Raw genomic sequence first — 24,620 nt, forward strand, 5'->3', positions numbered from 1 at the left:
ACATATAATTAATTGGTAACCAGTTTATCCATCGATGATTTTACTTCAGCTTGTAGTTTTCTGAAATCAATATTTAGGACCTCCTTATAATATTGGACAATAATCTTTTCTTTCGCTCGAAATGTTTTTTCTGCAAAAATGTTCTCCCGAATCATTTGGTCGAAAGTTTCTTGACCTAATACCAATAAATAGGCAATGGTTTCTGCAAAATCCTCTTTATCAGACGACTTGGCATAAGCGGATACAAAACCCTGTGTTTTAGCAACTTCATCCGTGGTGTTAAACCATGTCTCTGTATATAAATGAGCACTTATTTTGCCCCAAGCCTCAGGATATCGGATAGATTGATGAAATATATGAGCATATTCATGATGAACAGTTCCCATCAATGAGACAATTAGCTGTTTGTATTTTGTCGAAAAATTATTGATATCATAAAGGTTGATTTTTGACCCTCCTTGAGCAGTACCTACTACCATAGCACCGTTTTCTTGGTACTCTGGGCTTCCTACTAACACTACTTTTGAAATTGGAAATCTCCGGAAAAAGTTCTTGCCACCGGTCTTCTCATATGGCTTCAGCCATAAGTTAGTAAGCGTATTTAAAACCGGAATAACATTCCCTTCAATAGGTGGAACTAAGGTCCTGTAAAAATTCACCTCATAGGGATTCCATTTGTACTTGATTTCCATGTTATATGGTTTCACGAACTGTGAATAGATATATTCATCAATTTCCATCTTCTTCCAGCTCTCTCCACCTAAATCAATAATTGGTTCCTTAGGTAATTCTTCTTTGGAACAACTGACACTTAATAGAAGTATGAAGAATAATGAGCAGTAAGTTCGAATAATATTTAAGCTTTTCATTTTTATCTTGGATTTGGTTCTAAACCTGAAATAATAACTTCTTGAGGTAATTGGAACATTCGCTTTGGACTATTTGCCGATAAAATATAGGTTACTGTTTCATCGTACGCCTTGTGTTGAACGGGTATTTTCATCCTTAAAATATCCATCCATCGTATCCCTTCGAATAAAAATTCGCGTCTTTTGAAATCCAATACTGTCTTAATCAGATTTAACTCTAAGTTCTCTGAACCATAAAAGGCATTAATTTTCCTAGCATTTACATTGTGTAGCAAAGGCATATATTCCGGTTGGTCTGCATGGAAGTATATTTTTTTACTGATGAAGGTATTTAGATCCTTTATGCATTTATCAAATTGTTGTTTCCTCGCATAAATCTCCGCCCTGTTTAACAAAAGTTCATCACTTGTTAATGCAGGGATAATGTTGATAGCAATACCATAATTCGCGTTTATTGATGATTTTACAAACATTTCCCTGAATTTTGGAACATGGTAAACAAAACTATCGCCTCCAAAAATAGGATATGCAAAAGCTCCATTCGTTACGTTTTTCTTAACGAGTAAATCGCTTAATAGTGTTGCTGTAAATCCATAGCGATTCGTAGCCAAGTTCCTTCCCCAAAGGCTTGGCGCCTCAATCAAAAGAAGGTTACTCGGATTTGTGGCAATCGTATACCATTGTTGCTTTAAAAAGTATTCCCGCTGTAGGAAATCCTTATCATTGACATGTCTGATAAAATTCGAAAGATCATCACCTAAAGCTAAATTTGAATGCTCAAGTGCTTTATCTAAATCTCCCTTGAAAAGATAAAACCTACATGCGAAGGCATGTGCTGCCGCTCGTGTGAAATGGTATTTAGTGATTTTATATCGATTATCCACTATTAAAGGGATTCCTTCAACCAAATCTTTCTCTATTTGATCATATACATATTGAACAGTATTCCGCGAATATTTCTGAACAATTTCAGTTTCCGGCATGGTTACATAGGGAATTCCAGGTGATTCATTATCCCCATTTGGTTCATAATTCTGAGCAAACAACATCACTAGCATATGATGAGCATACGCCCTTGCAACAAGTGCTTCTCCTCTCAAAGGTTTAGTTTCTTCTGTTAATCCAAGCTTATCAATTGCTCTTAACGCATGATTCGCTGCACTAATAGCCTTATAGGCCGCAAACCAATAAAAATTTGGTGAGTCCTCATCATTTGAAATAATATCTTCATAGATCCATGCACTTCTGTTTAAGGGGTCAGTTACTCCTGATCTTTCTCCTTTATCGCCTGCATTATCGGAAGCCGTTTCCATAAATGGAATGTAATTCGCTCGTGGATTTGCTGAGGTCAATAATTCTGCAATCTTTGTGGGTGTATCTAGTTCAGTTCTTTGGTCAGGTGAGGTGTCAAGATATTTTGAACAGCCGACTAATACCAAACTGAATATTGAAATAAAAAATAGGTTTGTTTTCATAATCATCAATGTTTTATAATCCAACTTTTACGGATAGGGTAAATTGTCTAGGAATAGGCAAGGCTACACCACCTGATCCATAGAATTCTGGGTCTTGCCCATTTAATTTAGGGTCTGAGTAAAGTAGGAATAGGTTATTTCCAACTAATGTGATTGAGGAACTTTTGAGACCTATCTGTTGTAATAATTTTTTTGGTAATTGATAGGCCAATGATATTTGCTTAAAACGAATAAATCCACCATCAGCAACACGTGCATCTGAATAATTATAGGCATTATAAACTTGATTCCCCGGAAGCCAAGAATTAGTCCTCGATGAAGCTATAGAAGGTGAAAAATTATCATACGGTAAAATAAACCTATCTAAAAAATCATAGGACATCGCATCTAATTCAGAATAGGAGTTTTTATAGATTGGGTTTAGCCTAACTTTATTTCCAGCACTATAAGTCACTAAAAAACTTAAATTAAATGCCTTATAATTAAAGGTGTTAAAAAGACCTCCAGTGAATAATGGGTCAACCGAACCTTCATATTTTAAATAATCAGTTTGTATACTTTGAAGGTAAATATTGTTGGAAATATTCCCATTTTCATTCACATAAATAGGTGTACCATTTAGTTCATTCAATTTGACAAAGTCAATGGAAAATAATCCTCTATGGGGGTATCCTTCTTTTGCCGCACCAACGGAATTAACTAAATTCCAAATATATGGCTCATTCCGGATAGAGGTAATTGTGTTTTTATTAAAGGCGTTCGTTATTTGCGTTTTCCAGCCCCAATTTGTTTTTTTAATAATGTCTGCTTTAAATAAAACCTCTATACCTTGGGAGTGCATATTTGCATAATTCGCATATTTAATAGATTCTCCACCAATTCCCGAAATCCGCATTGGCCCTATTAAATCAAAACCCTGCCTATTGTAGAGGTCAACAACCACTTGAAATCTTCGATTTAAAAAGGTTGCATCCAAGCCGATATTTGTTTCGTATTGCTTTTCCCAAGTAAGGTCCTTGTTCTCTAGGAAGGCAATGTTGATAACTGGCTCTTGCTCTGAAATATATGGACGGTTGGTGGTATTTGATCGTAGCACTAAACTAGCATTGGTCGCAGGGCCCATACTGGCGGTTAATCCGTAAGTACCACGAAGGGTAAGCGTATTTAAAAAGGTTTGATTCTGAAAGAATTTTTCTTGATCGATATTCCATGAACCAGATAAATTCCAGGTCGGTAACCACCTGGCAACCTTACTTCGGCCTAACTGGTTTGAGCCATCATATCGAATCGTTCCCGTCATTTGATACTTGCCATCATAAGAATATGTACTATTCGCTGCAAAGGCTACAAACCTATCACTGAACACATTCATCTGGTAATATGGGTAATTGTCCTCCACTGACATCTTTATCATTTTTGGATCGATATAAGGAACACCGCCCTTGCCAAATTGATAGCCATATCCAATGTTGTTTTTTGAAGTCCTATCTAGATACCTTAATTCTTGGGTCGCAAATCCAGTGAAATAATGTTTGTTTATTTTCTTGTCAAAATGTAAGGCATTTCGGATATAAAAACTCTTCAAAACATTCTCATTGGTCATATAGATCCCGCCATATGGTAATACAGAAACTGGTCTTGCATCCGGATTTGAAGGGTCTCGATATAAAAACCTATTCTGATCCATAATTCGGTTGTTTTCAATGCCCGAACTTTCATAGATTGTACCTGCTCGATAGGCATTAGCCATGTTAGAATTCTCATGAACCTTATGTTCATTCCCTGATGTAGCATAGCGATATGCTCCTGTACTCGAAAGCTTCAGTCCAAAGGGAAGTTTATAGTTTATTTCACCTTGTACCTTTAAATCCAACATTTTTAACTCCATGTAATTTTTTTCGAGCTCATTTAGAATATTAAATGGCGCAAAATTCATGGTGATATACTCGAGATTATTATTCAAGTCATGTGGTGCAATTACTCTGGAGGTATTCATGGCATATGAAAAAGGATTAATATCAAAATCTCTGGATACAACTCCTGTAACTGGGTCACTATTTTGACCTAAGGTTCCTGGGGCAATCTGATCCCGAATGGAACCTGTAGAAATTAGTCCAATATTTAGGCGATCATTTATTTTGTAATTCGTTCTAAGATTTGCGGTATATCTTTGGACATCATTGGATTTAGCCCAGCCATTATCCTTTAAAAAAGAGGTTGAAAAATAATTTTGAACAGTCTCATTACCACTTGTAAAACTTAAAGAATGCTCTTGTTGAAAGGAATTGTTGAAGAGCGTATTAAACCAATCTGTATTCTGATAAACATATCGTTGTAAGAAAGCTTCTCGACCTTGTACAGTGTTTTCAACTAAAGGTTTTCCGCTGGCATCCCATGTTACAAGAGCACGTGATAGATTTCCGTAAATACCTGAATTCATATTGTTTTTGATCAAGGCATAATCTATTGAACCCTTTCTAGCCAATTCCGCATAAATTGACATTTGATCATAGGAGTTTACAATATCAAACTGATTGTAATCTGGCTTTAGGAAGGTACTGATATTGCTCAGATAAGAAATAGCTTGGCTCCCAGCTTTACCTTTTTTCGTAGTAATGATGATGACACCGTTCATTGCTCTAGCGCCATATAAAGAGGTTGCTGCAGCATCTTTTAATATTTCAAAACTTTCTATATCATCAGGGTTTAATCCTGCAACTGAAGAGCCCAATAGAGTTCTAGCGTCTCCAGTAGATAGTTGGTCGTTAGAAATATTGACAACATCTTCTAATGGAATGCCATCAATCACCCATAGGGGTTTATTATCCCCTGAAATCGAAGTCGCTCCGCGTACCCTGATTTTTGGAGCAGCACCAAATGTCCCTGAAACATTTTGTACACTAACCCCCGAAACCTGGCCTTCCAGCATCCTTGAAACATCCGGAACCCCTAATCGTTGCGCATCCTCCGCCTTAAGCTTCGTAGCAGCTCCAGTGAATTTACGACGATCAATGGTCTGGTATCCAGTGGCAACAACGTCTACAGCCTCCAGTGTTTGCTGGTCACGGACCATTCTTACTTGGATGTTCTTGCGACCGGCAATAGCTAGCTCTTGCCGTTTATAGCCTAAAAAACTTATTATTAATATATCATTAGATTTTGCAGCGATTTCAAAATGTCCATTCTCATCACTTGAACTGCTTTCCTTGCCGCCTTTGATTGATACAGATGCCGCTTGTAAGGGCTTTCCCTCTGAATCCTTGATAGTTCCTTGAACTTTTTCTTGCTGAACAACAGTTTCAGATTTTGAATTCTTGGTTCTGAAACTGATGGTTATTTGTTTGTCCTCAATGTGATAATTCAGCCTATCCATGGGTAGGATTATCTCCAAAACCTGTTCTAAAGGCTTTTTCTCAACATCAACCGATATTAGGCCAATCTCTTTACTGACACGGTCATTATAGAAAAATTGATATTGGGTTTGATTCGTAATGGCGTATAAAACCGTGTTTAATTTAGCACGATGAAATTTTAACGAGATTAATTGCTCCCTTGCTTCTGTAATGATGCTACTTAGCATATACATAGAAAATATAAAAGCAATTTTTGCCATCTTTGGTAGAAAAGAAAAGCCAATAGACCTCTTCCTTTCTAGTTTTTTGTCTTCTAAAAAGTGATGCATTTTTAAGTTTAATTTTTGTTTAAAATTGGATAGTAGGGTAGCTGCTAAAGCAGCGAATGAATTGAATTGCTTATGTCATCATAATATTAAAGTTTGGTTTCGGAAATTATTAATTGGTTATTCTGTATCTGAAATTGATGTGCTGAAGAATGATTAAGGATATTAATAATTTGCTTCAAACTTACATCTCGATTTATAGTACCTGAAAAGGTCTCATCAGGAGTTTTATTGGTTTTATATTGTGATTGAATCCCATACCAGTTTTCAATTTGGGGGATGATTTCCGAAAGTTTATCATTCCTGAATAGGAATAAGTTTTGCTTCCAGGCAAGGTCTTTTTCTAAATCAGCAGTATATAAACCTATTTCTCCTTGTGCAATTACTGCCTTTTCTAAAGGCTTGATTTGCTTTGTATATTTTTCTGTCTTAATCTCAATATTTCCCTCCACTAATGTGGCCTCAAATCCATTGTTGTAATTCTTGATATTAAAAGAGGTTCCTAATACGCGAATATCTCCAAGATTTGTTTTTACGATAAAGGGTTGTTTCTTATTAGGTTTAACTTCAAAATAAGCCTCTCCTTGAATGGATACTATTCGCTGAGCATGATTAAACTGGGAAGGGAATTGGATGTTGGAATTAGAATTTAGCCAGACTCTCGAACTGTCCGGCAAGGTGAATGAATAAATCTTTGTATTAGGAACCTGAATCTCTAATATGTTTTCTGTTTCAGCTGATTTTATCGAGGAAACAACTGGAATGATGTTTTTACCAGAGAGTATGAATGTGTCGGTATTGAGTTCTAGAGGATCATTTAATTTGATCTTTTTTCCATCAGCTAATATTAATTGAACGGAGTTATTTTGACTCTGACTATTTCCAGGTTTTCTTTTATTTTTTGATAAAACTTCAATCACTCCTTTATTCCCAAAATCAGTAGGAATAAATAATAATGTTCCTAAAAGAATGGATGCTGCTACAAACCATTTTATGAAAAGTAATCTTTTGGATTTTTTTCTTTTTTTCCATGATTTCTTCGCATCAAAGGAATTTAATAATGCCAAATCCTCCTTTATGTATTCATAATTGATGCATCTATTAAATAACTTCTTGTTATTAATATCCTCCTCAATCCATTTTTTCAGTTTTCTGCTTTCTTGGACTGTACAAATACCTTGTAAGTGTTTGAAAATAAGTGTACTGATGTACTTCTCTTTTGGGTTCATAATTAATACTTAGAAAAACTGAACGCACAAAAGGATGAATGAAAAATAAAATAAATTTAATTCGAGGTTAAAAAATAGAGGAGTAAGGTGAAATGTTCGGGGTTTAATTTTTTCTGTAAATAGATTAAACCGCGTTTCTTATGAGTCTTTACGGTATTGATGCTGATGTTAAGCTCATCCTTAATTTCCATATTGGATAGTCCATCAAAGAAACTAAGTTTGATTACTTTCTGACACATGTTAGGAAGCGTATTCACCAATTTATCTATTTCTTCGATTAGTTCGGTATAGATCAATAGATGATCCAGATCTACTGAATCCTGTTCGTTAAACCCACTTAAACGCCAATAACGCTGATTTATCTCACCTCTTTTATGCTCATTGAGCATTTTATTTTTTACTGTAGTAAAAAGAAATGATTTGATGGCCCGTGGATCCGATGAAATCTTTGATTTATTCATTAAATAGGAAGTGAAGGCATCTTGAGTAAGATCCTCAGCTTGAGCGTAATCGCCCGTAAGTTTAAATGCATAGAATTTGATATACTTGTAATAGCTGATATACAAATTCTTATCCGACATAACTACAGAAGGATTCATTATTTAGGTGGTTAAACAATTATTTTTGATTAATTAGAAATAAATATAAATAATTTTCAATTAATGTATATTGTTATTATTGAAAAATTATTTAAGAATACTTGTAAATATGGGTTAGTCACCTAGAAAACAAAGAAAATTTATTCGAGAATAAATTTTATTGTAATTTTTAATTTTAAGAATTTTTGGATTTTGGTAGTTAGGAGGGGAGATAGATATGATGGTGGATTTTAATCCTCCTCAGAGTTAAAATCATCACCATCATACAGGAATTCTACTAGTATAGAATTCGATTCTTGTGTTAATACTTCGTCTTTTATCATTTTGAATAATTTTTATATTTCAAAAGTAGAAAAAGACTTTATGCTGAGTGTTAATTTGGTGTTAAGTTTGTGTAATTAACATTGGAAAAGCTCAGATTGTAGGAAATCCCTTGGTCAAATGAATTCTGACTTCTAATTCTGTCAAAAGTAGCTTCACACCAAGGATTTGCAAAATTATTAAACTCCCTCGATAGGCTATCATTCTGTAAATAGGATCCATCTGTAGGAATCCCATAGAGATAAATCAAACTTTCATGGTTATTACTTATCAATTTCCCATTCTTATCCACCGCAATTTTTCCATTTCTATAATTTCCATTGACAATTTCTTGCAATAATCCACGCTTACGCATCCGATCAAATAACTTATTGTTCTTTAGATTTAAATCTCCTTTAGGAATTCTTGCGTCAATCAGGTAATTGAATTCTTTCTCCGTATAAGAATTTTTAATGACCAAAGAGTCTTTGTTGATTTCAATTCTCGGTTCCTCACAAAATATGAATTTTACATATCCCTCTCGAGCCAAACAAAATAATTTATCAATGCTATCCCTTGGTGGACCAAATGCTGTATGATTTATGAATCCCAACCAGTGCTTTTCAAACGATTCTTGAGACTCTTCATCAAATCCATTATGCGCAAATAACTCCGCAATTTGATAAAAACCTTCCCGTAAAGCAGCAATCGCTGCTGACATTGGGCTCTTCAATTCCCCATCATCCGAAAGCTTCATACTATAAATCCCTAAGTCCACAATAAACTCATGGTAATTGGATTCAATAGGAACCTTGGAATATGCCATAGGATCTATCAAAGCATTGATAGAGAAAAGTTTGGAAGAATTAAAGGTCTCAATGAAATCAATAATCTCCGAATCTGTTAACTCCTTCGTCGAATGAATATAGGTGTAAAATGCCAACTGAGTTTCCAAATTATAGGTCGGCAGAATATCTCGCTCAAAATTTAATGGTTGGTTTCTTTTCTTTAATAATTCTACCCATTCATCGGTCATCAATTTAAGTTGATATTTATTGCCTGACCAAAATGCATTTCGGGGTAACATTGGTAAATTCCTTCTTGAAAATGGATAAATGATCGGTTCGTAACCCGATGGTAAATATCGATATTCATGGTCCTGTTTATAAAATATTCCTCCGCGACCTTCTGTTAAATGTAAAACAGCGTCCATAAAAGTTAATCCAATTCCTTTAATTGCAACATCTACCTGCGCTGGAATATCATCCAACAATTCAACAGGGTAGGTCTGGGGAAGATACATGATATTGCCGTTCTTTTCTGAAGCCAATAAGTCTTCCTGCTCCATATTGGAGAAACTATGGCCAGTACATAAAATCGCTGATTCATATAGAAATGGCAGTTTCCTTTTAGAATTTGTCAATCTAATCTTATCCTGTAATAGCTCAACATCTGAAATGTTCCCATTGATCAAACTCACATCAATACTTTTGGGTTTATTTTCCAAGGTCTTATGTAAAGCATCCATCAGATATAGACCCATCAACTCTCGGGAACAAAAATCCGACGGATTTGGACCATTTTCTGCTGACTTATTATGATTTATCCAATCAATAAGCTTTAACCGGTTCGGAATGTAATGTGGCTTTTCCAAATCATCCCAACAGCTTACCTCTGCAATACAATCATTCATGATTAAATATGAAGGTAAATGCGGTTGAAAATTGGGTCCTGCAGCAAAGTCTCGACTGTGATTGAACCAATGAATATTGATTGTCTTATTTAAATTTTGACCTATTGCCTTGGATATAAAACGATCCAATGCATAAAATCCCTTAGGTCCACCTCCAACTATCGCAATATAAATTGCATCAGATTTATTAGAAGTCAAATCTTCTTCACTTACAACTTGATTGTAAATGTTCTTAGGTACCTTGCTGAGGTACGGGTCTAGATATGCAGAATTCCAAATCATAATCTAATTCTTTATTAATCATTGGAGCTCAGTTTAAAAATAGATTTAAGCTTTTAGTGCATGAGCAAATCTGGCTATGATTTTTCGTAGCCTATGTAAGTTTAGATTCACTAATTTAGAAATTCACTTTTTTTGCTTCAATCAAGAATTTTTATCGCTGACAGATAGTCCATTACTATCCCAGGATATCAAACTGATATCTCCAAAATTGTTAATTACTAAATCACATTAATTATTATTTGTATACCTTATTAAGCCAACCAAATGCTGTGATATCACTTGTCTGGCAAATCTTTTTTCTTAAAAGATTTAGTTATGTGTGATGTAGTAAATATAACAGTAAATATTCATAATCGTTTTAATGAAGTGGTTTTTTTAGCTTAATTTTTTGATTTTTTTTAACCTCTACCCTATAAATAGGGTATAAAAAAAGGCATTTTATAAAAATGCCTACCAATTTTGTCGTGATACCTACTAACTATTATTGTTTTTGGTTAATAATTTCAAATGTTTGCCGAATCAGATCAAAAGATTTCATCCTTTTTTCATCATCATAGATGTAATTGGTGCTCATGATTTCTTGAATTTGTAAATCTTCAATTAATTCATTTAATTCTTGCGCAAGTTTAGTTGGGGCGCCAAAATAAGTGCTTGAAGTCATTGATAATACCGCTTGCTCAATCTCTGGAATACCATGATAAATTGGCTTTTCCGTAGGTGGAGATAAAGGCATCCTTCGGTTGGTAATGATTCCTGCAAATAAATTTTGTAAGCTCGTTGAAAGAATCTCCGCTTCTTCATCACTGTCCGCAGCAATTATATTCACGCAAACCATAAAATATGGACTTTGCAATTGGGTCGAAGGCTTGAAATTCGAACGGTAGATTTCTGATGCTGCTTTTAACATGGCAGGAGCAAAGTGCGCCGCAAATGCATAAGGTAATCCTAATTCAGCTGCAAGGAAGGCACTATCCGTACTGGATCCTAAAATCCAAATGGGAATTTCTAAACCCTCCGCAGGAAAAGCTCTAACTTTTGCGCTGACATTGTCAGGACTTAAATAGCGCTGTAATGCCAGCACATCATCCTTGAAATAAAAAGCCGTGTTTAGATTATTGCGGCGTAATGCCATTGCAGTAACCTGATCCGTGCCAGGAGCACGGCCCAGACCTAAATCAATCCGATTTGGATACAAAGTTTCCAAGGTTCCAAATTGTTCGGCAATAACCAATGGGGAGTGATTGGGTAACATAATACCACCAGATCCTACACGAATGTTCTTCGTCTGCGAAGCAATATGACCAATCAAAACCGAGGTGGCTGAACTTGCTATGAATTCCATGTTATGGTGCTCTGCAAGCCAAAGTCGAGTAAAGCCTAAATTGTCTATATATTTTGCGCCATTGGTCGCTCGGGAAATTGCTTCAGAGGCATTCCCATTCTTACGTAATGTCGCTAATTCTAGTAAAGAATATTTAATGTCTTTCATATCCCATAAATATACAGTCTGACCTTCAAAATTATGGTAATCTAATTGTATGGATTTATATTTTATATGTCATCATTTTTAGAATCCCTAAACTCCAAGATTTTTAGACATAAATTTACATCCTCTAACAATTGATTTATTCAAATTATTTGCTGATTTGGTAATCAATTTTGGAATATATTTTAACATATATTGTCAATTTATTAAAGAATATTGTCTTTTCATTTTAGCAGAGTCGGAAAATGACTACATTTTCATTTCAATTAAAATAATAAACACCTTAAAATCCTTTAAAATTCCCCAAAAACATCGAAAAATGCGTTTAAACCGTTTAAATGCATATTATGAAATTCATCGATTTTTACCTACATTTTTTGCTAAATTAATTAAATCAAAATTTGCATTTTATTTAATTGAAAATAAGGTAGTTATAATTGTGTAAAATTTACAATATGCTAAATTTGCTTTTTTTATTGCTAAAAATATATATAGCTTTGTTCGCAAAATAAATCCTATATATGACAAATTTAATCAGTAATCAATTGGAGTCCTTCGGTATCCGTCCAGAAGGTCCAATTTATTTTCAACTTCCAGTCCCCGAACTGGTGGAAATAGCGATTAAAAACAATGAAGCTTCACTGACAGAAACGGGAGCATTAAGTTTCAAAACTGGAATATTTACAGGGCGATCTCCAGAGTCAAGATTTATCGTTAAAGATTCTGAAACTGCTGATCATGTAAATTGGGGGAAGGTAAATAAACCAATGACTGGAGAGTTATTTGATCTCCTGCTTGCTAGGGTTTCTTCCTACCTTTCTAAAAACATTATGTATGTACGTTCCGTACAGGCTTGTAATCATAAAGATTATGCCCAAAATGTTCTTACTGTAACCCAAAGCCCTTGTCAGGATATTTTTGTCAATAACATGTTCGTTAATGTAGATGTGCAATCCCAAAAAAGTGTGGATTGGACCGTATTGGCAGCTTCTAATTTAAAAATTGATGATTATGCCGAACTAGGCTTACCTACTTCGCATTGTGTGGTACTTGATCTGACAAGACATGTGGTTATCATTATTGGAACCGCATATACCGGCGAAATTAAGAAAGGTATATTCTCCGCATTAAATTATTATTTGCCTTTAAAACATAACGTGCTTACTATGCATTGTTCTGCAAACGTGGGCAAGAAAAATGATACTGCATTATTCTTCGGTCTTTCAGGAACTGGTAAAACTACATTATCCGCAGATCATGGCCGTCTATTAATAGGTGATGATGAACATGGATGGACCCAAAATGAAGTGTTTAATTTTGAGGGCGGCTGCTATGCCAAAGCTATTGGATTAACTCAGCAACATGAACCTCAAATCTTTAATGCCATCCGTTTTGGTGCTTTACTGGAAAATGTAAATTTTAAACCTGGTTCTCGTGAAGCGGATTACGAGGATAGTAGCATTACCGAAAATATGCGCGCATCTTATCCAATTGAATTCTTAGAGAATGTCAATCCTTATGGATATGGTGCTTCCCCCAAACATATCTTCTTTTTAAGTGCTGATGCTTTTGGTGTATTACCTCCAATTTCTAAACTTACTGCTGAACAAGCCATGTACTATTTTATCAATGGTTATACTGCAAAAGTAGCAGGTACTGAAATGGGTGTAAAAACACCTACAGCAACCTTCTCAGCATGTTTTGGTGCAGCATTTATGCCACTTCACCCAATGCATTACGCAGAAATGCTTCGTAAAAAACTTGAAGAAAATCCTGATATCCAAGTGTGGTTAGTCAATACCGGATGGGTTGCAGGACCTTATGGAGTGGGAAGAAGAATTCAACTGAAATATACTCGTCAATTGATTCGTTCTGCAATGGATGGTCATATTGGTGAAGCGGGATACGAAAAACACCCAATATTCAATCTTCAAATGCCTCGGGAATGTCCTGAGATCCCAACTAATCTGTTGAACCCTAAACGGGTTTGGGATAATCAAGAAGCTTATCAAGAATTAGCAGAAAAATTAAAAGGAATGTTTGACGAGAATTACGCGCAATTTATTCCTAAGGAAGTTGAAAAGGTCTTGAGTTAATAAAACCGAAATGAGTATTCAAACATTAGAACAGTTCATTTCTGAGCAACAAACGCAATTCCCCCAAGCAAAAGGTGAATTGACAAGACTGTTGCAAGGAATTTCATTAGCTGCAAAAATCGTCCACCGCGAAGTTAATAAAGCTGGACTGGCAGATATTCTTGGTAAACAAGGAAATATGAACGCACAAGGTGAAGAACAACAAAAATTGGATGTCTTCGCTGACCATTATTTCATGGATGCCTTAGAAAGGGTAGGAGAATGCTGCTACCTCGCCTCTGAAGAACATGAAGATGGACTCGATCTATCCAAGCGTAATAAGTATGCGGTTGGTAAATACATGGTCTATTTTGATCCACTGGATGGTTCTTCAAATATTGATGCCAATGTTTCGGTAGGTACTATCTTTTCAATCTATAAAAGAGTAAGTCCTAGTGGTGAGATGAAGATGCAGGATTTTGAACAAACAGGTAGAATGCAAGTGGCCGCTGGCTATATCATCTACGGCTCTTCAACAATGCTGGTCTATAGTACCGGAAAAGGAGTGAATGGGTTTACATTAGACCCTTCCATTGGCGAGTTTTGCCTCTCTCACCCCAAATTGAAAATCCCTGAAATTGGAAAGACCTACTCCGTAAATGAAAGTAACTACAACCAATTCTCAACCGCAATCAAACATTATCTTCAATTCTGTAAGGAAATAGATAAGGAAACCAATAGACCTTATTCTTCAAGATATATAGGTTCATTGGTCGCTGACTTCCATAGAAATATGATCCAAGGCGGAATATTCTTATATCCAGATACCTATCAATACCCTAATGGGAAGTTAAGATTGATGTATGAGTGTAATCCTTTGGCCTTTATTGCTGAACAAGCAGGTGGAAAAGCAACAACTGGTGAAAAAGATATCCTTGATATTTGCCCTTCCGAATTACATCAAAGAACGCCTTTAATTATAGGAAGTAAAAATATGGTGGAAAAGGTAGAGCAATTTATTCTGGAATATTCAAGTGTTGAACCAACTTTTGCATAAAATAAAAAGCTGTGGATTCGGAATTTAACTATGTTTGCATTAAAAATACTTTATGAAAATATTAGTTGGCTTCCTGACCCTATTCTTTTTTCAGATTAGCTTGGGGCAAAATAAATTACCCCAATTCCTTAAGGGGCATTGGAAGGTAGATGGATCTAATAATCAAGAGCAGTGGGATGTTTTATCCGAGAATAACATGAAGGGATTTGGTTATAAAATTGTCGACAAATTGCCATTGGTTTCTGAATATCTGGATATTCATGTGAAGAATAATGAACTTGTTCTTACTGCAACGGTCTTGGGACAAAATGCTGGAAAGCCAATTTCATTCAAGTCGGTTCCACAAGCCAATAGCCAACAGGTGAAATTCGTTAATTATGACCATGATTTCCCACAGGAAATCTCTTACAGTCTTTCAACGGATAATCCTGATCAAATCAATGTGAGGATAGCTGGACAAGGAAAAGAACAATACCTAAAAATGAATCGTCAATCTGCTGAGGCAAATAAGGGATATGATTCAAACTTAGCCAAGGAACTAGGAGCTGACGATTATGGTATGAAGTCCTTTTATTTTGTTGTCCTTAAAACAGGGACGAATAAAGATGATAACAAAGAATTGATGAATGAAGCCTTTAAAGGGCATATGGAAAACATCAATAGATTGGTCAAAGAAGAAAAGTTAATCGTTGCTGGTCCTTTTGGAAAGAATGCTGATAACTACAGAGGACTCTTTATTATTAATAATATCGATAATGAGGCTGATGTAAAAACAATTCTTGAAACTGACCCCGCAATAAAAAGTGCTTATTTATCTTATTCGATTTATAAATGGTATGGTTCTGCAGCATTGCCGCTTTACTTACCTTATGTGGATCAAGTCACCAAATCCAAACTTTAATATATTAGTAGTAGAAAGGCTCGAAAGTATTTACTTTCGAGCCTTATTTTTTTATTTCACTCCCATTTCCTGAATGATAAATTGAGCATTATCAATCTTATCAGCAATCCATAGGACATATCTGATATCAACACCAATGGAACGGCTATAACTCTCATTCCATGCAAAATCATTGATGGTTGCATCATAAGCTCTGTCAAAGTTTACTCCGATTAACTCTCCATAAGCATTCATGATAGGTGATCCAGAGTTACCTCCAGTAGTATCCATGTTATACAATATGTTTACTGGTACATCATTTAAATCCTTATTAAAATAATTACCGAAGTTTTTATCCAACCAATTTGTCTTAATAGCTTCTGGATATTCAAATTCTGGTAAACCCGAGTTGCCTTTTTCAATTATTCCTTTTACGGTCGTAAAGGGAGCCATATATTTTGCATCTGCAGGGCTATATCCTTTAATATTTCCAAAAGTCAATCGCAATGTTGAGTTCGCATCCGGAATAAAGCTTTTCGATTGGAACTTCTCCTTTACTGCCATGTAATCTGCCATTAACTTGTTCAGGTTTCCTTCTCTTCTCTTTTGCTCCGCATAAAAGGGTTGCATTTCAGAATCTAATTCCTTTTGAAACTTCATTAGTTCATCAGAATATTTTAAGAAACTAGTTGCATCTTTTAAAACAGTGTTTTCGAAATATTCTTGGTTTGAAAGTTTAGAATCCTCAATAATCCGACTTATATAATCTGAAGCAGCTTGTTCATTATTGAATTTATGGGCAGCAACAAATGGTAAACTGTTTCCATCCTTCAATTGATAAGCTTGAGCAAACATATTGCTGGCAATACTCTTGTCAACATTGATATTGAAACTTTCATAAAGACCAGCTAACTGCTTTTTAAAGTTAGCAATGTTAGCATTGAACAACTCAGCTTTTCGACTACTTGATAGTTCTTTGTTTAAGGCTTCCTGAAAACTATTTGTTAATGAAGCAAATTGTAATGAACGGATACCAGAATAAATATTATTATACCAAAGTTCCTTTTCTGCATTATTAAATACTTGTTTGTAGTGTTGATCAATATCTTCCATCAAACTTCCATACTTCGATTTTAATTCAGCATCATTTTCAATAAACTTTGCCAATTCTTCATCTTCTTTAATCTTGCTGTTTATCAAATCAATATTACGAAGGCCTTTTAATTTTCCTCTGTAATTTTTCATGACATTGGCATTTCTTTTAATTCGAGTTGCTAGAGCTAATTCTGTCGCCTTATCATCTTTACCCGCTAAAAGCATTTGTTGATTTTGGAAATCATAAAGCTCTGAAGTATAAGGTAATAAATATTGTTGCTGATACTCAATATATTGTGCAGGTCTATGTCGGAATGTTCTTCCTGGGTAGCCTAAAATAAAGACGAAATCATTTTCCTTTACGCCATTTGGATTTACTTTAAGATGTTTCTTTGGTTTATAAGGAACATTATCTTTCGAATATTTCGCGGATGATCCGTCTTTCGCAACATAGGCTCTTAAGAATGAGAAATCCCCGGTATGTCTTGGCCAAACCCAGTTATCCGTCTCTCCACCAAATTCACCAATATTCTGTCTAGGAACATAAACCAGTCGAACATCTTCGATGGTCTTGTATCTAAATAACACATAACTCTTACCAATAAACATTTCTGAAACTTCGGCTTTTATGGTTGGGTCCTGCGCTTCGGCCTCTTTGGCAATTTCTTGACGTTTGTTATTAATGATATCAATTCTTTGGCTTGGGTCTGATACATTTGCAACTGCTTCTAATATCCTTTGTGATACATCTTGGTATGAATCTGTAATGCGGATATTTAAGCCTTTAGCTTCGATTTCCTGCTCATGTGAATTCGCAACGAAACCATTTTCCAAATAATTGTGCTCCGGACTGGAAGCCAATTGAACGGCACTAAATGCACAGTGATGGTTTGTAATGATCAATCCGTTGGGAGAAACGAATGACCCCGAACAGCCACTGACTTGTACCAAGGCATCTACCAATCCAATTTGACCTGGATTATAAATTTCCTTCTCGCTAATTTTTAAACCTGCTTTTTTTAAGCCCGCTTTGCTGAGCTCACTCAAAGGGAACATCCCTTCATCCGGTATCGCATTGGGAATAAGAATTGTCCCAGTCGTTAGAAAAGCAGCAATAAGTCCTGCTTTGATAAAGTTTAACATAACTATAGATTTTGTTTCATCCCAAAAATACTAAATGTTATGCCAAATGAAATTTATTAATACATATCCTGCCGACATTATTTAACTATTCGATAAATCGTTCCTATATTTGCAAAATTATAATCATCGATTATTGCGGTTTCCAATGATGGATTACGCATAATCAACACCATACTATAATAAATATTTCAGGTATAATCTTTTAATACTAAAAGTGAAAACCAATAGAATGAGACAAAAATTCCTTAAAAAACTTGAAGCTCTAAACAGATGGAGAATGCAGAAAATTTCTAATCGAAATTTTCTTATTGTTCTAGCGTTTGTGGTTGGGATTGTGGGTGGACTGGCTGCCGCATTATTGAAAGGATTGACTCATTTTATTGCTGCTAAATTGCAGGATGACCTGGAATGGCACTTTAAATATTCCCTATACCTGATATTTCCACTTATTGGTATATTCTTAAGTGTTCTATATGTCCGAAAATTTATCAAAGGCAAAAAATTAGAACATGGAATTACACCTATTATTTACGCTATTTCCCGACGTTCCTCCCGAATTGACCTCCATAATATTTATACTCAAATTGTAACCAGTGCGATTACCGTCGGATTTGGTGGTTCATCAGGTCTTGAGGCTCCAATTGCCTATTCAGGATCTGCAATAGGGTCTAATATTGGTCGCTTTTTCGGATTAAGCTATAAAGAAGTTACCATGCTTTTGGCATGTGGGGCTGCAGCAGGTATTTCAGGTGCCTTTAATAGTCCCGTTGCTGGGATGGTTTTTGCCATTGAAATACTGCTTCCAGAATTCTCAATCCCTGTATTTATTCCTTTATTGATCTCATCTGCCTTGGCAGCTGTCATTTCTAGGATCTTATATAGTGAACCTCTGTTCCATACCGCCGCAACAGATTGGGAGGTCAGTTCCATCTTCTTTTATATTCTCTTGGCAGTTCTAGTAGGTCTCTACACAATATACTTTTCAAAATTTAGTCAGGTCGTTAAGAATTGGTTCTCAAAAATTAAAAACCCTTATAATAAAGTATGGGTGTCTGGGATCTCCTTGGGAGTGATGATCTTTATCTTTCCGGCTTTATATGGTGAAGGTTATCTGACCATTCAACAAATCCTGGATGGACATTTTAATTCCATCGTCAAGAATTCCCTTTTTTCTGACTATAGGGATATGGCTTGGGTAGTGGTATGTTATACCATATTAACCTTATTCGGAAAATCATTCGCTTCTCTTTTCACGATTAACGGCGGGGGAAATGGGGGGATTTTTGGACCTAGTTTGGTCATGGGGGGATTAATAGGTTTTGCATTTGCTTATGGAATGAATCAAACCGGCTTTGTTCAACTCAATGTTCCTAATTTTGTGATGGCCGGAATGGCTGCAGCTCTTGCAGGCATTATGCATGCTCCATTAACTGGAATATTTCTGATTGCCGAAATAACAGGGGGCTATACCTTGATGGTACCTTTAATGCTGGTAGCTTCAATCTCTTACCTAATTAATAGAGGTGTAATGAAGTATTCCGTCTATACCAAAGTATTGGCAGAATCTGGTGACTTGCTCTCCTATGAAGATAAAGATCGAACGGTATTGAGTATGATGAAATTGAGATATGTCCTTGAAACCAATTTTGTCGTACTTCGACCTAATGAAACCCCACTAGACCGTCAGTCTGATATTGTCCATTCCAAAAGAAATATTTTCCCCATTGTTGATGATAAAGGTAAGTTAATAGGTATCATCTACAGTGAACGCCTATTCTCAATTTTGCTTGGTGAGGAAGAAGGTAGGGAAAAGACCTTTGCCGTATTGGCTCAAAAACCTAATGATATTATCATTGAAACGGAGAAAATGGAATTGGTTATGACTAAAATGAATAAGGAGGATGTATGGATTCTTCCGGTGGTCAATAAAGATGACCAATATCTAGGCTTTATTTCCAAATCTTCTGTATTCAATAAGTATCGTAGTCTATTGATTAGACAGGGACAATACTTGGAGTAATTATTCCTCAAAATCCCTTAATTTCATCATAAATCCCCTTAAAACCAGACATAAAAACGCTGTTGGACTTCGTTTTATGCAATTGGTTTAATTTTAATTTTTTAAAATTTTAGTGATTTTTTCATTTCTTTTTAGGCTTATGAAACTTTGTAAACCAGTGTTTTAACACTTAAATGTCCTTAAATTAACAATTTGTTAACTAAAGTATAATATGTTAACAAATGTTAAACGGTACAATAATTGTTAAATGATACGTTAATAAGATGGAAGTGTAATAAAAATATTACGAAGACAAAAGATTAAAATCGGAAAAATACTGTGAAGAAAACAAAATTATCAATTTTAAAAGCAACATTATTATTAATCGGATCAGTCAGTATAATGACTAGCTGTTCTGAGAGTAAATCAAAAGAGAAAGAAAACATCGTTAAACCCATGGCATTGCCAGTGTATACAGTTGAAAGATCTGATGCTGTTACGGTTAAAGATTACCTTGGTACCATTGAAGGGAAGGTGAATGTGGAAGTACGTCCCCAGGTTGAGGGATTGCTACAGGAGATTTATGTGGATGAGGGTGCTTATGTTCGTAAAGGACAGAAACTCTTTAAAATAGATCCTTCTTTCTACCAAGAAGATTTAAATAATATGTATGCTGCGGAGAAAGTAGCACAAGCAAAATTAAAAAATGCAAAATTAGAAGTTGATCGTTTGAAGCCTTTGGTTGAAAATGATGTAATTTCTGATGTAAGGTTAGCTTCTGCCGAATCGGATTATCAAGTAGCTAAAGCCGGATTGGATCAAGCAGCCGCCGAAGTTCGCTCAGCACAATTAAGTAGAAATTTTACAACTATCACCGCTCCGGTGAATGGTTATATAGGTAGAATCCCTAAACGTATTGGTAACCTGATTACTAAGGGCGATAAAGAACCATTGACGAATCTTTCAGATATTCAAGAGGTTTATATTTATTTCGCCATGAACGAATCTGATTTCTTGTACTTCTCAAAAGCACAAGCTAAAGCAGATAGTGTTGAAGGTCGCAAATATGATAAATTAAAACGATTGACCTTTCCTGAAGTAACACTGATGATGGCCGATGGTGAAGAATATTCTTCCAAAGGGGTTGTCGATGCGGTAAATGGTCAGGTGGATAGAACAACAGGTTCAATCTCGTTAAGAGCAACTTTTCCGAACCCAAATAATATCCTACGTTCTGGTAGTACCGGTACCTTGAAAATTGCAGAGGTTAAAAAAGATGTCCTTCAGATTCCGCAAGTGGCAACAAACGAATTGCAAGATAAAACCTTCGTATTCGTGGTTGATAAAAACAACCAAGCGCAACGTAGAAATATTAAGTTGAACGGAAAAACAAAAGATAATTACATCGTGTCCGAAGGTTTACAAGAAGGTGACCGCGTAATTACAAGTGGATTTGAAGAACTGACCGACGGTTCTGCAATCATGCCTATACCTCAAAAAAAATAATAGACTATTTAAATTTTTAAGCTGATTCTAACATTTCCTTGATTAATTAAGGAAATGATTAGAATAGCTCAACCCTAACATTTCTATATGCTTAAAACATTCGTAACGCGTCCCGTTTTAGCTACCGTTGTATCGATTATATTGGTGATTCTGGGATTAGTAGGGCTCAAATTACTCCCTGTATCCCGTTTCCCTGAAATTGCGCCACCCAGTGTAGTTGTATCCTTAAGTTATCCAGGTGCGACCGCAGAAACTGTCGCAAGCTCCGTATTATTACCTATTGAAGAGGCAATCAATGGAGTGGAGAATATGACCTATATCCGATCAACAGCTTCTAACTCTGGATCAGGTTCTGTAACCGTATTTTTTAAAACTGGAACAAATCCCGATGTGGCTTCTGTAAACGTTCAGACCAGGATTTCCAAAGCAATATCTTCTATCCCAGCGGAAGTAAATGAAGCTGGTATTACCACAATGCCCCGGCAGAGTGGGGTAATCATGACCATCAATATCTTCTCTAACCAGAAGGATTCGGTCTATGATGAAACATTCTTACAAGCCTTTGCCCAAATTAACTTGATGCGACCATTGCTTCGTGTGGATGGGGTAGCCCAGGTTTCTAGATTGGGGGCAAGGGATTATGCTATGCGGGTATGGTTAAATCCAGAAAAACTCGCCCTCTATAATTTGGTGCCAAAGGATATCTCCGATGCCATCAAGGATCAAAACTTTGAAATTGCTCCCGGTAAATTTGGAGAAACTTCTGACGAAGCCTTTGAAACTGTTATTAAACATAAAGGTCGATTTAGTCAACCTGAAGAATTTCAAAATATTGTTATTAAAACCAATAACGATGGGTCAGTCTTATATCTAAAGGATGTCGCAAGGGTTGAGTTTGGCGCGACCAACTTAAACTCGGATAATAAAGTAGATGGTAAGCCTGGACTAACCCTGAACTTAACGCAAACCAGTGGGTCCAATGCCCATGATATTGATGTGGAGGTTCGAAAAGTTCTCGAAGAACAAAAGAAATATTTCCCAAAGGGAATTGATTATGACATCACTTATTCCGTTCGGGATCAAATTGATCAGTCCATTGATCAGGTAAAACATACCTTGTTTGAGGCATTTATATTGGTATTTATCATTGTTTTTATCTTCTTGCAAGATTTTAGATCAACTTTGATTCCTGCCATTGCCATTCCGGTCTCCCTAATTGGTACTTTCTTTTTCTTGCAGCTCTTCGGCTTCTCGCTGAATGTACTGACCATGTTTGCCCTCGTACTGGCTATTGGTATTGTGGTCGATGATGCCATTGTCGTCGTCGAGGCCATACACCATAAAATGCATGCTACAGGACAAAAACCTAAGCAAGCAACTCTATCTACCATGTCTGAAATTACAGGAGCAATCCTTTCCATTACAATGGTGATGGCTGCTGTATTCTTGCCAGTTGGGTTTATGGAAGGTCCCGCCGGTATATTCTATCGACAGTTTGCCTATACCTTGGCAACCGCTATTCTAATTTCTGCATTGAACGCCTTGACTCTGAGTCCTGCATTATGTGCATTGCTACTCAAAGCGCCACAAGATGAAAAGGAAATTGGTAAAAAGAAAAATAAATTCAACACCTATAAGGACAAGTTCTTTACCGCCTTTAACACCTCTTTTGACAGGTTTACAGATAAATATATTATCGGCGTAAGGAAGTTGATCAAAAACAAAAAAATCGCTTGGGCAGGCTTAGCTGTAATTACAGCGATTGGAGCATTCCTGATGATGAAGTCTCCAAAATCTTTTATCCCAACTGAGGATGATGGTTTTGTGACCTTTAATATTGCAATGCCTCCAGGAGCTTCATTATCTCGTACAACCGAGGTCTTGAAAAAAGCAGATAGTATCTTAAGAAGACATAAAGATATCGAAGGGATGACCTCAGTATCAGGTTATAATGCCTTAGATGCAAGTGCCAGTCCTGCCTTTGCTGCAGGGTATATCACCTTGGTACCTCATGCTGACCGTAAGGATATCAAGAATATCCAAGACTTTATGGACACAGTGAGAAATGACCTTTCTCAATTGCATGAAGCCAAATTTACAGTATTCCCAAGGCCTACAGTACAAGGTTTCGGTGATTTTGCAGGGATAGAATTAGTGCTTCAGGATAGGTTAGGGGGTGATATTCGGGACTTTAATGTGTTAGCGGATACCTTCATCAACCAAATTAATGAACTGCCAGAAATTGGAAATGCTTATACCAGTTTTAAATCCACATTCCCTCAATATGAGGTCAATATTGATGTGGTTAAGGCTAAAGCTTTAGGAGTAAGTATTAATAGCATGATGTCTACGATCAGGCTTTATTTCGCAAGGGTTCAAGCCTCCGATTTTAGCCGATTTGGTCGACAATATAGGGTATATGTACAGTCTGATTTTGACTTCCGTACCGACCCGGAATCCTTTAGCTCGATTTTCGTTCGTAATGATAAAGGGAAAATGGTGCCTATCAATACCATCGTGACCTTGAAGAAAATCGTTGGTCCGGAAACTATTACCAGATACAATTTATATAATGCTATTGTAGTTAATGCTGAACCCGCAAAAGGTTATAGTACTGGGGATGCAATGGCAGCAATCGAAAAGTTCTCCGAGGAAAAACTTCCTGGAAATATCGGATACGAATGGACCGGTATGAGTTTGGAAGAAAGCCAATCGGGCTCACAAACCGTTCTGATTTTTGCACTTAGTATTTTGTTTGTGTACTTCTTGTTAGCAGCACAATATGAAAGTTATATTCTTCCATGGGCAGTATTATTATCTATCCCGGTTGGATTGATCGGAGTATATGCAACAATTGGCTTAGCAGGTCTACAGAATAACATTTATGTCCAGGTCGGATTGATCATGTTGATTGGTCTACTCGCCAAGAATGCCATTCTTATCGTAGAGTTTGCAGTTCAAGAAAGGGACAAAGGAATGAGTATCGTGGATGCAGCAATCAATGGCGCAAGGCTGAGGTTGAGACCTATTTTGATGACGAGTTTGGCCTTTGTGGCAGGTTTGATCCCATTGATGTGGACTGTAGGACCTTCAGCAATTGGTAACCATTCAATCAGTTTTAGTGCTGCTGGTGGTATGTTATTCGGTGTAACCTTTGGTATTTTCATTATTCCAGTTCTATTTGTTGTTTTCAAATCGCTGGATGAAAAGGTTCGCAATAAAATTAAAACAGAAGAAGAAGAAGAATAGAAGA

Annotated in this window: 14 protein-coding genes; 6 read left to right on the plus strand and 8 right to left on the minus strand. The window is 36.1% G+C overall.

The window, feature by feature from the left end; translation table 11 throughout:
- Window positions 1-8 precede the first annotated feature (8 nt).
- The 7 genes from PZ892_RS07825 to PZ892_RS07855 form a co-directional block, all read right to left on the minus strand.
- A complete protein-coding gene (locus PZ892_RS07825; RefSeq protein ID WP_277712680.1) occupies window positions 9-869 on the minus strand; it encodes a substrate import-associated zinc metallohydrolase lipoprotein in 861 nt (286 codons plus the stop codon).
- 2 nt (window positions 870-871) lie between these two features.
- A complete protein-coding gene (locus PZ892_RS07830; protein ID WP_277712681.1) occupies window positions 872-2,344 on the minus strand; it encodes a RagB/SusD family nutrient uptake outer membrane protein in 1,473 nt (490 codons plus the stop codon).
- 13 nt (window positions 2,345-2,357) lie between these two features.
- Window positions 2,358-5,924, minus strand: a complete 3,567-nt coding sequence (locus tag PZ892_RS07835; protein WP_277712682.1) for a SusC/RagA family TonB-linked outer membrane protein — start codon at window positions 5,922-5,924, stop codon at window positions 2,358-2,360.
- 188 nt (window positions 5,925-6,112) lie between these two features.
- Window positions 6,113-7,252 carry a FecR family protein gene (locus PZ892_RS07840; RefSeq protein ID WP_277712683.1) on the minus strand — a complete coding sequence of 380 codons (1,140 nt, stop codon included), beginning with the start codon at window positions 7,250-7,252 and terminating at the stop codon, window positions 6,113-6,115.
- 56 nt (window positions 7,253-7,308) lie between these two features.
- Window positions 7,309-7,851 (minus strand): sigma-70 family RNA polymerase sigma factor, encoded by a 543-nt coding sequence (locus PZ892_RS07845; protein ID WP_277712684.1) that lies wholly within the window; start codon window positions 7,849-7,851, stop codon window positions 7,309-7,311.
- A gap of 373 nt (window positions 7,852-8,224) precedes the next feature.
- On the minus strand, window positions 8,225-10,126 hold the full coding sequence (locus PZ892_RS07850; protein WP_277712685.1) for an FAD/NAD(P)-binding protein: 1,902 nt from the start codon (window positions 10,124-10,126) through the stop codon (window positions 8,225-8,227).
- Between the two features lie 481 nt (window positions 10,127-10,607).
- Entirely contained in the window at window positions 10,608-11,615 is a 1,008-nt protein-coding gene (locus PZ892_RS07855; RefSeq protein WP_277712686.1) for an LLM class flavin-dependent oxidoreductase, read from the minus strand.
- Window positions 11,616-12,133: 518 nt separating this feature from the next.
- On the opposite strand from PZ892_RS07855, the gene pckA reads away from it, so the two are divergent.
- Genes pckA through PZ892_RS07870 form a run of 3 tightly spaced genes read left to right on the plus strand, consistent with a single transcriptional unit; the run spans window position 12,134 to window position 15,645 of the window.
- Window positions 12,134-13,708 (plus strand): phosphoenolpyruvate carboxykinase (ATP), encoded by a 1,575-nt coding sequence (pckA, locus tag PZ892_RS07860; RefSeq protein WP_094282573.1) that lies wholly within the window; start codon window positions 12,134-12,136, stop codon window positions 13,706-13,708.
- A gap of 10 nt (window positions 13,709-13,718) precedes the next feature.
- Complete coding sequence (fbp, locus tag PZ892_RS07865; protein WP_094258037.1) at window positions 13,719-14,744, plus strand: class 1 fructose-bisphosphatase; 1,026 nt, start codon at window positions 13,719-13,721, stop codon at window positions 14,742-14,744.
- 52 nt (window positions 14,745-14,796) lie between these two features.
- Complete coding sequence (locus tag PZ892_RS07870; RefSeq protein WP_277712687.1) at window positions 14,797-15,645, plus strand: DUF6265 family protein; 849 nt, start codon at window positions 14,797-14,799, stop codon at window positions 15,643-15,645.
- A gap of 51 nt (window positions 15,646-15,696) precedes the next feature.
- Here the strand turns inward: PZ892_RS07870 and PZ892_RS07875 are convergent, their stop codons facing one another.
- Window positions 15,697-17,862, minus strand: coding sequence for a S46 family peptidase (locus PZ892_RS07875; RefSeq protein WP_277712688.1), 2,166 nt, complete (start codon window positions 17,860-17,862; stop codon window positions 15,697-15,699).
- A gap of 277 nt (window positions 17,863-18,139) precedes the next feature.
- Between PZ892_RS07875 and PZ892_RS07880 the strand changes: the two genes are divergently transcribed.
- The 3 genes from PZ892_RS07880 (at window position 18,140) to PZ892_RS07890 (ending at window position 24,616) form a co-directional block, all read left to right on the plus strand.
- Entirely contained in the window at window positions 18,140-19,882 is a 1,743-nt protein-coding gene (locus tag PZ892_RS07880) for a chloride channel protein (protein WP_277712689.1), read from the plus strand.
- A 318-nt stretch (window positions 19,883-20,200) separates the two neighbouring features.
- The gene (locus tag PZ892_RS07885) at window positions 20,201-21,367 is read left to right on the plus strand and encodes an efflux RND transporter periplasmic adaptor subunit (protein WP_218824028.1); all 1,167 of its coding nucleotides are present in this window, start codon (window positions 20,201-20,203) and stop codon (window positions 21,365-21,367) included.
- Between the two features lie 87 nt (window positions 21,368-21,454).
- Window positions 21,455-24,616, plus strand: coding sequence for an efflux RND transporter permease subunit (locus PZ892_RS07890; protein ID WP_277712690.1), 3,162 nt, complete (start codon window positions 21,455-21,457; stop codon window positions 24,614-24,616).
- The last annotated feature ends 4 nt before the right edge of the window (window positions 24,617-24,620 follow it).

The organism is Sphingobacterium sp. WM, from assembly GCF_029542465.1.
Classification (GTDB): Bacteria; Bacteroidota; Bacteroidia; order Sphingobacteriales; family Sphingobacteriaceae; genus Sphingobacterium; species Sphingobacterium cellulitidis.

What these genes read in the sequence shown, in the direction of transcription:
- PZ892_RS07825 (WP_277712680.1), bottom strand. Translation starts at nt 869, where the DNA reads ATGAAAAGCTTAAATATTATTCGAACTTACTGCTCATTATTCTTCATA.
- PZ892_RS07830 (WP_277712681.1), bottom strand. Translation starts at nt 2,344, where the DNA reads ATGAAAACAAACCTATTTTTTATTTCAATATTCAGTTTGGTATTAGTC.
- PZ892_RS07835 (WP_277712682.1), bottom strand. Translation starts at nt 5,924, where the DNA reads ATGCTAAGTAGCATCATTACAGAAGCAAGGGAGCAATTAATCTCGTTA.
- PZ892_RS07840 (WP_277712683.1), bottom strand. Translation starts at nt 7,252, where the DNA reads ATGAACCCAAAAGAGAAGTACATCAGTACACTTATTTTCAAACACTTA.
- PZ892_RS07845 (WP_277712684.1), bottom strand. Translation starts at nt 7,851, where the DNA reads ATGAATCCTTCTGTAGTTATGTCGGATAAGAATTTGTATATCAGCTAT.
- PZ892_RS07850 (WP_277712685.1), bottom strand. Translation starts at nt 10,126, where the DNA reads ATGATTTGGAATTCTGCATATCTAGACCCGTACCTCAGCAAGGTACCT.
- PZ892_RS07855 (WP_277712686.1), bottom strand. Translation starts at nt 11,615, where the DNA reads ATGAAAGACATTAAATATTCTTTACTAGAATTAGCGACATTACGTAAG.
- pckA (WP_094282573.1), top strand. Translation starts at nt 12,134, where the DNA reads ATGACAAATTTAATCAGTAATCAATTGGAGTCCTTCGGTATCCGTCCA.
- fbp (WP_094258037.1), top strand. Translation starts at nt 13,719, where the DNA reads ATGAGTATTCAAACATTAGAACAGTTCATTTCTGAGCAACAAACGCAA.
- PZ892_RS07870 (WP_277712687.1), top strand. Translation starts at nt 14,797, where the DNA reads ATGAAAATATTAGTTGGCTTCCTGACCCTATTCTTTTTTCAGATTAGC.
- PZ892_RS07875 (WP_277712688.1), bottom strand. Translation starts at nt 17,862, where the DNA reads ATGTTAAACTTTATCAAAGCAGGACTTATTGCTGCTTTTCTAACGACT.
- PZ892_RS07880 (WP_277712689.1), top strand. Translation starts at nt 18,140, where the DNA reads ATGCAGAAAATTTCTAATCGAAATTTTCTTATTGTTCTAGCGTTTGTG.
- PZ892_RS07890 (WP_277712690.1), top strand. Translation starts at nt 21,455, where the DNA reads ATGCTTAAAACATTCGTAACGCGTCCCGTTTTAGCTACCGTTGTATCG.